The 13,639-nt window shown below is 50.9% G+C and carries 15 protein-coding genes; 13 read left to right on the forward strand and 2 right to left on the reverse strand.

Features of this window, described 5'->3' with window-relative positions:
• Nucleotides 1–2: 2 nt before the first annotated feature.
• Nucleotides 3–656, reverse strand: coding sequence for a cobalamin-binding protein (locus GXX95_00835; protein ID NLT36693.1), 654 nt, complete (start codon nucleotides 654–656; stop codon nucleotides 3–5).
• Nucleotides 657–910: 254 nt separating this feature from the next.
• On the opposite strand from GXX95_00835, the gene GXX95_00840 reads away from it, so the two are divergent.
• Nucleotides 911–1,156, forward strand: a complete 246-nt coding sequence (locus GXX95_00840) for a ribbon-helix-helix protein, CopG family (protein ID NLT36694.1) — start codon at nucleotides 911–913, stop codon at nucleotides 1,154–1,156.
• Nucleotides 1,157–1,190: 34 nt separating this feature from the next.
• On the opposite strand, the gene GXX95_00845 is transcribed toward GXX95_00840, so the two are convergent.
• A complete protein-coding gene (locus GXX95_00845; GenBank protein ID NLT36695.1) occupies nucleotides 1,191–1,490 on the reverse strand; it encodes a hypothetical protein in 300 nt (99 codons plus the stop codon).
• Between the two features lie 1,042 nt (nucleotides 1,491–2,532).
• Between GXX95_00845 and GXX95_00850 the strand changes: the two genes are divergently transcribed.
• The 12 genes from GXX95_00850 to GXX95_00905 all read left to right on the forward strand — a co-directional run bounded on the left by GXX95_00850 (nucleotide 2,533) and on the right by GXX95_00905 (nucleotide 13,264).
• Nucleotides 2,533–2,940 (forward strand): fasciclin domain-containing protein, encoded by a 408-nt coding sequence (locus GXX95_00850; protein ID NLT36696.1) that lies wholly within the window; start codon nucleotides 2,533–2,535, stop codon nucleotides 2,938–2,940.
• A gap of 1,082 nt (nucleotides 2,941–4,022) precedes the next feature.
• Entirely contained in the window at nucleotides 4,023–4,799 is a 777-nt protein-coding gene (heR, locus tag GXX95_00855; GenBank protein NLT36697.1) for a heliorhodopsin HeR, read from the forward strand.
• 1,255 nt (nucleotides 4,800–6,054) lie between these two features.
• Complete coding sequence (locus GXX95_00860; GenBank protein NLT36698.1) at nucleotides 6,055–6,318, forward strand: hypothetical protein; 264 nt, start codon at nucleotides 6,055–6,057, stop codon at nucleotides 6,316–6,318.
• Nucleotides 6,308–6,694, forward strand: coding sequence for a hypothetical protein (locus GXX95_00865; protein ID NLT36699.1), 387 nt, complete (start codon nucleotides 6,308–6,310; stop codon nucleotides 6,692–6,694). The genes GXX95_00860 and GXX95_00865 overlap by 11 nt, the downstream gene beginning before the upstream one ends.
• On the forward strand, nucleotides 6,694–6,930 hold the full coding sequence (locus GXX95_00870; GenBank protein ID NLT36700.1) for a hypothetical protein: 237 nt from the start codon (nucleotides 6,694–6,696) through the stop codon (nucleotides 6,928–6,930). Before GXX95_00865 ends, GXX95_00870 begins: the two co-directional genes overlap by 1 nt.
• Before the next feature lie 123 nt (nucleotides 6,931–7,053).
• A complete protein-coding gene (locus GXX95_00875) occupies nucleotides 7,054–7,647 on the forward strand; it encodes a hypothetical protein (protein NLT36701.1) in 594 nt (197 codons plus the stop codon).
• A gap of 1 nt (nucleotide 7,648) precedes the next feature.
• The gene (locus GXX95_00880) at nucleotides 7,649–7,948 is read left to right on the forward strand and encodes a hypothetical protein (protein NLT36702.1); all 300 of its coding nucleotides are present in this window, start codon (nucleotides 7,649–7,651) and stop codon (nucleotides 7,946–7,948) included.
• Nucleotides 7,949–8,122, forward strand: a complete 174-nt coding sequence (locus GXX95_00885; protein ID NLT36703.1) for a hypothetical protein — start codon at nucleotides 7,949–7,951, stop codon at nucleotides 8,120–8,122.
• Nucleotides 8,123–8,124: 2 nt separating this feature from the next.
• Nucleotides 8,125–8,745, forward strand: coding sequence for a hypothetical protein (locus GXX95_00890; GenBank protein ID NLT36704.1), 621 nt, complete (start codon nucleotides 8,125–8,127; stop codon nucleotides 8,743–8,745).
• Nucleotides 8,745–8,906, forward strand: a complete 162-nt coding sequence (locus GXX95_00895) for a hypothetical protein (protein NLT36705.1) — start codon at nucleotides 8,745–8,747, stop codon at nucleotides 8,904–8,906. Before GXX95_00890 ends, GXX95_00895 begins: the two co-directional genes overlap by 1 nt.
• Nucleotides 8,907–9,445: 539 nt before the next feature.
• Complete coding sequence (locus GXX95_00900; protein ID NLT36706.1) at nucleotides 9,446–12,127, forward strand: hypothetical protein; 2,682 nt, start codon at nucleotides 9,446–9,448, stop codon at nucleotides 12,125–12,127.
• 60 nt (nucleotides 12,128–12,187) lie between these two features.
• On the forward strand, nucleotides 12,188–13,264 hold the full coding sequence (locus tag GXX95_00905; GenBank protein NLT36707.1) for a site-specific integrase: 1,077 nt from the start codon (nucleotides 12,188–12,190) through the stop codon (nucleotides 13,262–13,264).
• The last annotated feature ends 375 nt before the right edge of the window (nucleotides 13,265–13,639 follow it).

Consider the following 13,639-nt stretch of genomic DNA (forward strand, 5'->3'; position numbering starts at 1 on the left):
GTTCAAGCACCTCTGAATAGGGTGGTGGCCAACTTAACGGCGGTCTCAGCATTGGTGGCGGTCATATCCGCACCGATGCGCTTTCTGAAGTCCTCATTGACAGGAGCGCCTCCGACGGCCACCTTGTAACTGTCGCGGACGCCCTTGCTATTGAGCATGGACACGACATCTTCCATTCCCGCCATGGTGGATGTCATCAACGTGCTCATGGCGATCATGTCCACATTGTCCTTTTCGGCGGTCTCGATTATCGTGGTGAGGGGTACGTCAGCTCCCAGATCGTTGATCTCATAACCGGCGACCTTCAGCAAGGTTCCCACAATGGTCTTACCGATGGAATGCACATCCCCCTCGACCGTGCATATCTGGATCTTCTTCTTGACATCAACGCTGCCATCGGCCTTGAGGTGAGGCATAAGAATGTCCAGAGCGGCGTACATGGCCTTTGACGCAGCCATTACCTCTGGGAGGTACATCTGCCGGTTCTCATAGCGCTCTCCTACGACATTCATCCCTTCGCTCAGTCCGGACGCGATGGCCTCCTTAGCATCGATGCCCGCAGCGACAGCCTGGTTGGCCATGCTCACGGCTTTCTTGGTATCGTGACTCACCACGCTGTCCATCAATCCAGCTAATATCGCTTTCTTGTCGGTCATGTTTTTCCTCCTGTTGTTTTATTAATGGCTCATGTCAGCAAACGGATCTCCATAGCGTTTGCTAGTACATGAGCAAGTTGATATGTTGGCTTTTTCAATGCCTGGCAAGCCCATGTTTTATTGAACTTGCCTCATAATTCCTGTAGTTATAGTGTATTACACTTGTATCATTTAATACTTTCTCGTCTTGCTTAGAAGGGGTTGAGAACCATGGAAAGATTATTATTAAATGCTGGGACGTTAGGGGGGACGACATGCCAAGGAAATCTGTCAACCAGGAAGAGTCCAAGATCGTTAATCTTCGGATGCAACCAGCCCTGGTGGCGGAGATCGATGAGTTGGTGGCGAGAAAAGGTTTCATGTCCCGTTCTGATTTCATCCTGACCGCTGTAAGATACTACATGGATAGGGTGACGTACCGTGAAGAGTACCTGCAGAACATGCAGGAAAGGGGCATGATCAAGAAAATACCTCCACCCCCAGAGGAAGAGGAGCCTTAAGCTGGATTTCTTCAATCGGATGGATGTATATCCTTCACTCTTCCCCCTTCCAGTTTGCCACCACAGCACCGCACTTCGGGCACCGATGTGGGAAGCAATCCCCTTCCAGGTACACGGTCAACCGCATGGGGCCAGTCCAGTTGCACTTTGTACAGTAGGTCGGCCGGTCGCTCTCCTGCCATATCTCGTTGACCGGGTATCCATCCTCATCGAATACCCACTGCCAGCCCTTGATATATCGCCTACTGCAGAGAGGGCAGCGAACGTTCTGTCCCTGGACTTCCTGCTGCAGGATGCTAATGATAATGTGACATTGAGGGCAAGCTGGTGACATCCGTAATCCTTACCTTTTGACCTTAGTCGCGCATTATGGGCAAAGCCTAATGTCCAGCGGGATCATCCTGTCGGAATTTCCACAATGGAACTTAGGAGCTACATGTTAGCGAGGAAGATCAATCCAGCGGCGATCAAATATACTAATGATGCATAAATATTTCAAATTGTGTTATATTTGTAGCGTTAATTCTGCAGACCTTTAGACAAAGATATACTTGATCGCAACCTGCATTGCTCATGAGACCAGCGTTCTAATCGTTAATACCATCGAACCGGGAATGGAACGACCATTTCATGTCCAGCCCGAGGTCTTCAGGGCTTCGCAGAAATGATGACTAAAGCAAAATAATCTTCACCCAAGACGCTCTAGGCCATCAGAAGTTTTCCTACTATTCGAACAACTCCATGTAATATTCATGCCAAGTGACAAATACTAAATAAACGAGCACTGGAGCGATCCTCTACGATGACTTCGAGGACATGGACTCATCTGATTGAACTGGTAGCCCGACATATGGTACAAAATCATTCGATGCCGGAGCTGCTCCTTACTCTCCGACAGTAAAGCTGACCTGCCCCGGAAGCGGCTCACCGTACGTTGAGCGCTCCTTCACGGCGCAGACCGGCGATTCGATCATATAGGCGGAGGTCAAGGCGAACGAGTTGACCAGGAGCTATTTCGAGGCATATGATGGAAGCTATGCAAGAGCTCGCTCGAGCATCAACAATGGATACCTCCAATGGTACACTGGAAGCGCCTGGACGAACCTCGCACCCTGTTCCTTGAAAACCTGGTGTGATGTCGGCATGTACATCCATCCACCATCAAATATGATATCATTCTCGACGGAAAACTGGTGAATACCCGTTCACCTTTGCTAAGCATCGGCAATATAGGCAAGCTGCATTTCACGGTCAGCGCGACAACTCAGAACAACATATGGTTCAATGATTGCCGAAATCATCATTCCCGAAAATAATTTAAACACTGGCTTCCAAATAAACAGCTTAGGTAATAAGGAGGAGTTCGTACGGACGACATTGTTGATGCAGCCGTTAAGGCAGGAAAATTCAACACGCTTGTCGCGGCAGTACAGGCGGCCGGCCTCGTGGACACGTTGAAGGGCGCAGGACCGTTCACGGTCTTCGCTCCAACCGATGAAGCATTCGCGAAACTGCCAGAGGGGACCGTGGACAGCCTCTTGAAGGATGTTCCGAAGCTGAAGAACATATTGCTTTATCATGTGGTCCCCGGAAAACTGATGGCCGCCGATGTGATCAAAGAAAAGAGGCTAAAGACCGCCCAGGGGGAGGAACTGAAGATCGATGCTGTACGATGGCATCTTCATAAGAATGTGAAGGTGAACAATGCGGACATCATCCAAACAGATATTGCGGTTAGTAACGGAGTCTGCCACGCTATCGATAAGGTCCTCATACCCAAGTAGATAAGAATGGATTTTCGTGATCCTCTCATCTTCCCACCTTTATTTTTTTCATTATTTTTGAAATATAACTTCTCCCAGATGTTCCTCGCGGACCGTTAAAAAGAACGGGATGAACGCTGGACCCCTACCTGCAGTTCGTATATGAAAGCAGGCTTTATTGCACCATCAATTTTCGGCACATGGGACATCACCAAATGTATAAAAAAGTAGTGGGAGACAGCCATTCTAAAAGGTGACCAGCAATAGAGATGGAAGAGAGGACCAGAAGGCGGTGAAACATCCGGATATGGGAGCCATGTACATGGTAATGCTAGGTGGCTATTTCCTCCTGGACCATGCGTTCTCAATATCGCGTGCAGTAACAAATTATGATCAGTGAATGGCAAAAATTTGTTATTAACATTTTTATTCAACGATCTAGGGTGTAGCATTTCTCCCCTGGTGATCTTGTGAACCCAGGTGTCCAAAAAATATGACATATGGACCACATTAGGATTCACCTCCAACATCCCATCGATTTGGAAACGGAAGGTACGAGATTGTGAAGTTCGTTCAGAGATCATGTCATCCCGTCGAATGTGACGATGTCAGGAGTATTGGTGTAGTCCAATCCAGAGGTGAATGGTCGTACCTAATCCCCATCAAACCTCGCGAGTTGGGTAAAGAACTCATCCTTTGTCGATGGATCGTTCAGCCGAACTATCATTTTAAAGGCAAATATCATCAGATATCCCCATGTACCAATCGACCTCAGGTTCGTTCAGGTTGCTTTTCACCAACCGATCGATTCTCTTTTCACGATCCGTGGGGATGCATCGATACTGCTCGGAATGGAACTAATTGGTGGTGGACCGCCGCGCGCTCGAGCGCGAACGTATCCAGGTGAGCTTGCCAGGAAAACTTGAACGCGTCGTTCGGCATCACTATTATCGTGCCTTCCAATCTTTCTGGAGATAAAAATTAGCATCAAAGACGACCAGGTGAGCCTCATCTCGGCCATTATCTCCGGGCGCTCCATTTAAGGGTAGTTCGATCATGATCTTTGCTATTCTATTTTGAACTGCAACTTCCTACCGGACGGCATGGTGGTGGAAGAGGACAAACAGATTGAAGGGCTTCGTCGTTTCAACCTGGTCACCGGCCTGGCGCATGCGGTCCAGGCGACACTCTTACTGGCCTTCAGTAATGATCTGGCGCTGCCGATCCAGACCTATTTTCTGAGATATGATCCAACGACTTCGACGATGCTGCCGAGCCCGGAGACCTGGTTCTATCTGCCCATCGGTCCAACCATCGCCCTGTTCATGTATCTGACCGCCGCATCGCACCTACTGGTGTCCACTGTCGGATATCACTGGTATCGCCGGAACATCATCAGGCATCGCAACCCCGCCCGATGGTACGAGTACTCCATCACATCGTCGATCATGATCCTGGTCATCGCGCTGTTGTGTGGCATCAACGACTTAGCGGCGCTCATTCCCCTAATGGGCATCAACGCCACTATGAACCTGTTCGGCGATCTGATGGAACTTCACAACCAGACGACGGAACGGACCGACTGGACCTCCTTTCTGTACGGTACCTTCGCCGGGGTGGTCCCCTGGATGGCAATCATCCTGTACTACCTGGGAGCGGTGATACCCTCCTCGGACGCCATCCCTGGGTTCGTGCTCCTTATCGTCCTCTCAATGATGGCGTTCTGGATTCGCTTTCCCATCAACATGATACTGCACTATAAGAAGGTGGGAAACTGGAAAGATTACTTGTACGGCGAGAAGGGGTACATCATATTGAGCCTGGTCTCCAAGAGCGCGCTGGCCTGGCAGATGTGGTTCGGCCTACTGAGAGGGGGATAAGGTCGAGGGCCGGAGAGTGATGTTGGATAGAAGTTCATCGCCTTCTCCCCACACATCCCTCTCACATTATCTTTCGTTTACCGCAAGCTGTGCTGACGACCGATATGGTGACAATTCCGACCCGCTCCTCCGTTCGGGTAGTAAGCGTGCGTTGCCCGATACCTACGAGGTGATCTACTACACCTTCGTGTCCATACACAGCCATTCATGTAAGTTCGTTAAATGATCCTGTATCGAAGGAACTAGGCCACGACGGGGCGGTGAGCTCCGCCCCTACAAGCGGACGGCGGTCGATGAGCTGGTGAAGGCCTTCTCGGAGCGCACCGGGTTACCGTACACCAACCACGTCCTACGAAGGCAGTTCGCCAAAGACCTACACCTATCTGGCGTGCCCATCGAGACCATATTCTGAGTGTTGGGACACAATGACCTGAAAACGACCTAGATATACCTTGGGATCGATTTGGACGATAATTAAAACGCCATGCTGTAGGCGGCACAATTCCGGGCTTTCGTCGGAGCGGTAAATGTTTACCGAGCCAGTAGAAAAAGTGGACAGAGCGGGATTTATGCCCACGAAACCATCTGGATTCCTTCAAATCTGCCCCGAGTCAGGGCACCATAAACTCATTCTACCGCATCACTCGGGGACATAAGACAGAGGGCATAGACCCTGAAATCCAATCGAATAGCGATAGGGCGTTGTTCGCTCTATCCGTTATTCCTTTCTTTTTTCTATCTAAAAGATACTGTTCTCCTGTTCATCTGTTCAAACATACCTTACTGGCCATTGTGAACAGGAGGTGAACAGAGCAGCGGGTTACTGTTAAAAACCCTCTAAAAACGTGCTTTTGCTTTTGCCGTGGGGGGTCCCTGCCGCTGGGCTAGTATGTTGTCTCGTTCACCGTCATGGAGTCCGGGCCCGGGCGATCTAAGCAACTAACCCAATCGTATATTATTTCTACAAGTGTGCCTAACTAGCGGGATCACCCGGGGGGGCCGATCGCCCGTCGCCATGATGAGCGAGGACAAGGACAAATAGAATTATTCTGGTACTTCTTATAATTGTAAATAACCCCTAATGCCAGTAATTAATTCTCATTGTGATATTTAGAAAGCAGGGTTTATAAACCTGGCCCCCAATACCTTTACGTTAGTGGGGCGTATTTTTTCCATCCCCACCGGGACCGGGACCGATCCCCCGGACACAGTTTCAGGACGCCAGCATCAGATGTTAAAAATGAGGTTTTAGAGCATGTTAGATGATGTTTCATTAGCCCTGGCCCTAGAGAGATTCCTGGCCAATGGGCAGACCTGTATAACCAGATACGAATGCCCCGATGGTATGCGCAGGGGCCTCAAAGGGACCATCACCGCCTATACTGACCGCAACGTGACGGTCCAGCGCCCCAAGGGGGAGATCGTGGAGCTGCCATTGAGGTGTGTTCTTGAGATCGTCACCCCCAGGGAGCCCAGGCAGAGGACCCCCGGCAGCAGGAGAGATTGGCATGGGCCTTGAGGACCACCAATGTCAATTCATCAACCCCGAGACCGGCGAGCGCTGCAAGGCTTACGCTCTCCACTCATCCACTCAAGGTCATTGCTTCCACCATGACGAAGCGAGCGCAGACCTCGCAAACGAAGCACGATCACGAGGGGGCAAGAGAGGCTATTCGGTCACGGTCCCAAAGAACGCTGTTCAAGAGGTCCAGACTTTAGAGGATCTCAAAGAATACATGAGTGAGATTTTGATAGCCACTCGTGCTGGCAAGCTGGCACCCCCGATCGCTCAAGCGTGTTCATCCTGCGCGGGGCAGATGGCTAAGATACTCGACCTGGGCGAGCTATCTTCGAGGCTCGAAGCGGTCGAGCGCAAGATCGACGGTGGCCGCTGATGGTCGAGCGATCGCGCATCCGGCAACTCAGCAGGAAGCTAGCCCCCTTAACCGAGGACGAGATCCTTCACCTGAACGTCTTTAGCAACTATCACCCCCCGGTGACATGCTGGAAGAGCGCCGAGGTCGTCACCCTGGCCGAGTGCCAGGAGTGCCACAGCGGGGCATGTAGGGCCATCCATCTAAGAAGGATCGACAGGGACGGGAACGAGTGCCTCCCGGGGGCCAGCGAATGAGGGCCGACAAGCTGAGGGCCATCGAACGCAGAACATCGGCTCATAAGCCCCGCGTACACGTTCTGTTTACTATCGAGCACGATGACCATACCGAGGTTTCTGGATGCATCCCCGAGGACGCCCATGAACATGATACATGTCTTAGAATTTTATGGGATTTTACCGATACTAACGAGGCACAAACATATGATATCAGCAGCAGTCAATAGAGTAAATGATCTAAAAAGAGAGCTAGCCATCGCGGAGAATGCGGTTATAGAGGCCACCAGAGCCCAGGAGCGCCTCTGTTCGACCCGCCCTTGTCCGGAGGATGGGACATCTCTCAACATAGGCCCCCTGCCCGATAAAGAGGGTCCACAAGGCGCCCGTACCAATACCGCAGAGTGTGAGAAGTGCGGCCGCTTGTGGTCCGTGCATATCGTGTACTCAGGCGGAGATCGCCTAGAGCCGAAATCGTACTTTTGCGATTTCGACCACCGGGGCTATATTTGGGACGATGCCCCGGTCTCGAAGCTAACCAATGAGCAGCTCCAGCTAAGTAAGGACCATATCGCCCAGTTAGGTGAGGCCGCGATCCCGGCGCAGAGGGACCGCCTGAACGCTTTGATTCATGAGGAAATTCTGCGCCTGGATGCTAGAAAATTAGACATGATTCAAAGCCAAAACGCTTCAATTATTGAATTACTAAAGCAAGCTATATTCAAGGATGGGAATTAAAATGACAGACCCTGTATACACCATAACCAATATCAGCACGAGAGTGACAGGCGATCTTCGCCTAAAGCACCTGAAATTCACGGTCTCGAAATACGTGACAGGTGGCATCGCCATTGACCCAACTAACGATCTTGGGTTTATCGAAGGAAGCTTCGTCTCCACCCTCGGAAATGGGTTTAGCCCCGGCAAGGGCTTCTTTGTGTATGATGGCGAGTTGCTGAAAGTATACACCACCGCCGATACTGAGGCCGAGGACGGTTCCGACGTGGGAAGTTGTGAAATGTTCATGTGGGGCAAGTAAATGGCCGGAATAAAAGGGGCGGTCTCGGAGGTGAGTGGGGGGCCGGAATCGATAAAAATAGCTATCGACGCCATGATCGGGGCTATATCTGTGGCCAGTGGCACCGTGCCTAGCATAGCGATTGTAGGATCCCTCCCCCGCTTCGAGGTCATATTCGTTTACCGCGAGGCTTGAGCATGACAGAATATCTCAAGATTCAGCGGCTCAACGCCTTAGAGAGCAGGACCAAGGGCAGGCTCGAAGAGCGTAAAAAACAGAACCTACCGCCTAAAATGAAGGAACTTCTGGACATGATGGACCGTGAGCAGCTCGCCATGATCGCCAATGACCGCAAGGAAGCCCAGTGGGAAAAGCGAGAGCTGGAGCGCCTGTATAAGAAGGGAGAACCGGGGGACCTTTTTGACCCCCACCCCGAGCTACATCAAGGAAAATATACAGAAGAACAGCGCGAGCAGATCCGGGTCCGGTGGGGTCTCCCTAAGTATATCCAAGAGATCAGGGGACTGAGCCTGGACAAGGTCCTAAGCATCGGCGCTTCGTTCTCTAAGGCGGTGGACGAGTTCAACGCCAGTGGGCAAAAGATAGACTCTAGTGAGTTCGAGGTCCTCAAGGTGGCCGTCCAGATGCTCAATCAGCACGTTGGCGATTATGCCGAGGAATATACCAAGCGTTACGACGAGATAGCGCAAATGCAGGACCACGGGGCGAGAAACTTAGGTCGTTCAAGGCCAGCCCCTCAACCTCTAAAAAGGATGCTGGCCGACAGCGGCAGACCATCTAACAAGAGGGACTACTAATGGACGACACCGAGGCCCACCGCGACGAGCTGGAGGGGGGCATCCTGGCCGCTTCCAAGGTCCTTATGTTCTCAGCCCCCAACACCGGAAGCTACCGGGCCGCATTGAGGAAGTTAAAGGACCTCATAATGAAGCTGGACCTAATGGAGCCAGCAAAGTGACGCTCGCTGGCCCTTCCTGTCGTTGGTCGTCACATCCCAGCGTCAGCGGGGCTTCGAGAGGGGCTGATGGCCTGATGTCCTTCCAAGACGGTCTAGGCTCCTGGCCGTCAGGGTGTACCTTCTCCGGCATCCTGGCGGCCAAAACCCACTTTCAGTCACCCCATAACAAAGCATTTACTATCCGTTCAGATTAGGAAACATGTCAATAACACTGGGTTTAAAGCGAAAGGTGCTGGGGTACTCCCCCATCACCCGTGGAACCAGATAGGGATGTTATTGGAACCAATGAGGAAGGAGGAGATGATTTGGAGTGAAAAAAGAATAAAAATGTAAAAATTTTAAGGATTAGATATACATGCCAAACAATGACAACAACAGATCATCCCAGACGTTTGGGGTTGTGTTAGAAACCGATATTTTGAACGTGCCTGCGATTTTGGACGCCCTTAACACCATTCCTGGCGTGAGGATAAGAAGCCAACGCATATCTTCTGGAAGGCTTCGCTTCGTTGAGCTAGATAAGTAAAGGGGGCGTCAAGATGGGGAAGGAAAATTCGCTATCCTCAGTGGATACTCTCAAGCCGAACGATGGTCCCCCAGAGGACCAGAAGAACTGGCTTATGGTGCTGGATATAGAGGCCAGGGCTCTCCATCATCCCATTATGGTTCAAAGGGCTCCCGACTTCAAGGATGGGAGGTGGCTATTCTGCGATGATATTGGAAGAGGATTCATCCACGCCCGGACGATCCTTCCCAATGAGCTTGTCTTTGATTTCGACACTGAGGACTGGCTAATCGTCAAGGAGGAAGGCGACAAGCTCTTGAAATTCATGGACGGGCAAGATATCCCATACCTTCTTACATATACCGGAGGCAAGGGAATCCATGTCCATGTATTCTTCGACATCAACGCTTTAGGTCTGCCACCGGAGCTGTTGCCGGGAAGGGAGGGCAGAAGTAAGACCGGAGTTGATACGTTTAACGAACTCCGGGTCTGGCTCTACAAGAACATAGTTAAAGCAGCCAATGTCGATGGGAAACGGGCCAAGCTTGACGCAACCCGATATAAGTGGGGTGCGGATAAGAGTGGCCAGCTCATAAGAGAATTGGGGTGCGTCCGAATCGATGGGGGGCGAAAGGTGATTTTACCTTCGATACCGGACCACCGACCATCAACGGGTGAATATCCAGTCTGGTTTCCCGATGATGTAAAGTTGTGGGACCCTGGGGTTCTTTCACAAAGTGCATTGGAAGAGCTGGCTAAGAAGGATAAGAAGGTTAAAAAAGAGTCTCTGTCGGTGAATGCCATCACCTCCCCCCTGATGGCTTTTCCCTGCTATCGTTACATAATGGAGAACGGAGCCCCGAAGGGTCACCGCCATAATGGGGCTTTAACCTTGGCATTGATGAACCGATACAAGGGCCGTAGTGAGGCCGAGGCCGCAGAAGATATCAAGACATTTACAAAGGTATCCTTCGAACCCTCTCCTGAGCAGGAAGTCGAGAACCTGGAGACCCTTTCCAACATCTATAAGTCAGACATGGGTTGGAGTTGTGTCCTTATCCGGGATGCGTTCGAGAAGTCCTGTAATAAGAGCTGGTGCCCCTTGTGCCAAGCTCCGAAGGTTGAAGGGAAGGACGAACAACTGGAAAAGGACATACCATCCAGGATAGTAGAAATTGCGTTAAATGGGGAGGAAAACACCCTATTCCACGATGATTATGGAGACCCATATATCAGAGCCCGTCAGAACGGGCATTGGGAGATAATGCCGATAAACGGCTCCCTGGGCAAGTGGTTGTCATATCAATATTGGAAAAAATATAATAAAGTGCCGGGGTCCGATGGCATCAATTCGGCGCTTACCGTTCTCAAGGGGCGGGCGATCCACGAGGGAGAACAATATTCTCTTCATGTTCGAGTGGCAGAGCATGACGGGGCTTTCTGGTATTATCTCAGTGACGAGCAGAGACGGGCGATAAGGATAGATGGCAACGGCTGGAATATCGTTGAGCCCCCGATTCTGTTCAAGCATTATGCCCATATGCTCCCCCAGGACGAACCGGAACGTTCGACCAGGGGTGGGCATCTCGATGATTTCCTTAAGCTATTGAACCTAAAAAAGACCGACAGGGACTTTTTCAAAGTAATGCTCGTGGTCGATCTGGTCCCCGGCATACCTCAGATAGGGTTAAACCTGACCGGCCAGCAGGGGTCCTGTAAGACCACCGCAATGAAACTTGAAAAGATGCTGATCGACCCGTCGAGCGTCGTTGTCGTCTCCAAGATCAAGGATGAGGATGAGCTGATCCGCATCTTCGCCAAACACCATATCGTCGCCTTCGATAATGTTTCTCGCATCCCTGGAGACATTGGCGATCTGTTCTGTCAGGCCATCACCGGAGGGGCCATGACCACCAGGGCCAAATACACCGATGACGACGATTTCATTCGCTCCTTTAAGATCATATTGCGTCTAAACGGGATAAGCAACGAGGCGCGAAAATCGGACCTATTGGAGCGGCTCATAATCCTCGACCTGGACCGCATTAAGGATGATGAAAGACGGTCTGAGGAAGAGATATGGTCAGACTTCTATACAGATCGCAAGTACGTTCTAGCTGAACTATTGGACCTATTATCTGAGGCCATACGAAAGAAAAAAGATATGGCGAGATCCACAGCCCCCCGGATGGCCGATTGGTTCCATTGGGGGGAGGCCGTCGGCATGGCAATGGGCCATGAACGAGAGTGGTTCCGTGAAAAGTTCAAAACATACGAGGACCGCCAGGACAATGAGGCCATAGAACAATCCATATTGGCCACCCTCATCGAGGAAATTGTTAGGGTGGGGGAGCCATTCATTGGGACCGCTACCGATCTCCTTTCTGCGCTAAAAAACCAAGCGGATATGGATGGGATAAACACCAAGGTCCGAGAATGGCCTTCGGATGGCGTTGTCCTCGGAAAACGTCTAACCCCTCTTATCCCGAATCTTGAAAAAAATGGCATCCATGTAGAGCGGATAAGATATGATAAGCTATCCATGGAACAAGAGGAGGATTTGGGCAACAGGGACCCCAACCGGATATATCGCCCCCAGGATAGGATAGTCGTTATCGAGCGGCCACCGGAACAGGACAAGAACAAACCGGGTTCTGAAAAGAAAGCTACCTGTTCAGGGAAGCCAGATGCTAATTTTAAACAGATGAACAGGTGAACAGGAAAAATGGCATTGTAAGAGGTCCCATGTCCGTTCTTATATCTTCGCAGCTCCATAATGGGGTTCACTGAGATGCCGTCGAAAGAGCGTCGTCTCGGTGATGCGGTAGAAAACTTCTTAGAAACCAAGAGAAAGAAGAAGAGGCCTGAGCAAACGATCAAAGGATATAGATGGATGATAAAGAAAGTGAACCGTGCCCTCACGGAAGCGGGATATGACCCCTATCCCAACAAATGGACAGAGGACACGGTGAACTTTCTGCTCGATGATGTCTATTGCGAATCGCAACCCGGGGTCGTGAGGCGGGAGTTCAGCATCCTGAATTCTTACCTAATGTTCCACGGGAACGACATCAAGGAGAAAATGGAGCTGGAATGGCAGGAAGATGAACGTAAGAACGTGCATTGGCTGACATTCGCTCAGGCCCGGACGATCGAGCAAGAGGCAAAGGGGTTTGAACGTATCGTAGTCCATCTGGAGCTTCACATCGGGCTAAGGCGCGTGGAAGTGCTAAGGCTCACCGTGAAGGATATCCAGATGGGTTACTTCAACGTCCTGGGCAAGGGGCGACGGGGCGGGAAGTGGAGACAAAACCCCTTCGACCCCGAAACCAACGCCGAGCTAAACCATTTCTTCGAGCTTAGGGACATGGAGATCAGGAAGGCCAGGGCAAAGAATCCCGCCGTGGTCGTTCCTGATAACCTCTTGATCTATGAGAGAGGGGGGGAATTATTCCCATATAAGCGGACCGCTGTGGATGGTATGCTAAAACGTATTCAAGAGCGGACCGGGGTTGAGTTCTCGAACCATGTCCTTAGACGGCAGTTCGCCAAAGAGCTGCATATGTCCGGGGAACCTATCTCCAAGATAAGCGAACTGTTAGGACATAAGGACGAAAAAACGACCAAGCTCTATATCGGGATCGACATGGACCAAAAGGTAGATTCCATGAACCGCCTCGCCCAATGGAGGGCGCAACAAACGGCCCAAATGGGCTTGCCCCAAAATCGGGGCATTTTTGACGAAGCCAGTAAAGTGAGTGGACAGAGCGGGAATCACCACTCCATTGAGCCAGATGGTCCGTTTTCAAATGTCAATAACCTATGGCCGTTCGTACTGGCAGCTGCTTGCTAAACCCATTACATCTTTTTTTCTTTGAACCTTATAAAATGGGGGCAAATCTCCTCATCTATCTTTTTCTTGGGATGTTGGGATGACATACTACTCTACTACTACTGGATAGGAAGAAAGTAACGTCCCAACTATGGGTTGGGATGGGGTTGGGACGTTTGGATAGGCCGGGGAGCGGACGTTGTGATTCAATCACGCCTTCTCCTCGACCCCCTCTTCGGAAGCAGCACATAGTGCAGAATTCAAAACCATCAGCATCGAGGCCGCCCGGAGCGGCCGGGGGAGTCGGTAGGTTGTATGGGCTATAGGGCATTTGTTATCAGATTCCTCCATCGTTCCCTGCGAGGGCCCGCCACCTCTGACATATAGTCGCTAATA

This window comes from Methanomassiliicoccus sp. (assembly GCA_012719175.1).
GTDB lineage: Archaea > Thermoplasmatota > Thermoplasmata > Methanomassiliicoccales > Methanomassiliicoccaceae > UBA6.

What these genes read in the sequence shown, in the direction of transcription:
- GXX95_00900 (NLT36706.1), top strand. Translation starts at nt 9,446, where the DNA reads ATGGGGAAGGAAAATTCGCTATCCTCAGTGGATACTCTCAAGCCGAAC.
- GXX95_00845 (NLT36695.1), bottom strand. Translation starts at nt 1,490, where the DNA reads ATGTCACCAGCTTGCCCTCAATGTCACATTATCATTAGCATCCTGCAG.
- GXX95_00880 (NLT36702.1), top strand. Translation starts at nt 7,649, where the DNA reads ATGACAGACCCTGTATACACCATAACCAATATCAGCACGAGAGTGACA.
- GXX95_00870 (NLT36700.1), top strand. Translation starts at nt 6,694, where the DNA reads ATGGTCGAGCGATCGCGCATCCGGCAACTCAGCAGGAAGCTAGCCCCC.
- GXX95_00840 (NLT36694.1), top strand. Translation starts at nt 911, where the DNA reads ATGCCAAGGAAATCTGTCAACCAGGAAGAGTCCAAGATCGTTAATCTT.
- GXX95_00885 (NLT36703.1), top strand. Translation starts at nt 7,949, where the DNA reads ATGGCCGGAATAAAAGGGGCGGTCTCGGAGGTGAGTGGGGGGCCGGAA.
- GXX95_00860 (NLT36698.1), top strand. Translation starts at nt 6,055, where the DNA reads ATGTTAGATGATGTTTCATTAGCCCTGGCCCTAGAGAGATTCCTGGCC.
- GXX95_00905 (NLT36707.1), top strand. Translation starts at nt 12,188, where the DNA reads ATGGGGTTCACTGAGATGCCGTCGAAAGAGCGTCGTCTCGGTGATGCG.
- GXX95_00875 (NLT36701.1), top strand. Translation starts at nt 7,054, where the DNA reads ATGAACATGATACATGTCTTAGAATTTTATGGGATTTTACCGATACTA.
- GXX95_00895 (NLT36705.1), top strand. Translation starts at nt 8,745, where the DNA reads ATGGACGACACCGAGGCCCACCGCGACGAGCTGGAGGGGGGCATCCTG.
- heR (NLT36697.1), top strand. Translation starts at nt 4,023, where the DNA reads ATGGTGGTGGAAGAGGACAAACAGATTGAAGGGCTTCGTCGTTTCAAC.
- GXX95_00890 (NLT36704.1), top strand. Translation starts at nt 8,125, where the DNA reads ATGACAGAATATCTCAAGATTCAGCGGCTCAACGCCTTAGAGAGCAGG.
- GXX95_00835 (NLT36693.1), bottom strand. Translation starts at nt 656, where the DNA reads ATGACCGACAAGAAAGCGATATTAGCTGGATTGATGGACAGCGTGGTG.
- GXX95_00865 (NLT36699.1), top strand. Translation starts at nt 6,308, where the DNA reads ATGGGCCTTGAGGACCACCAATGTCAATTCATCAACCCCGAGACCGGC.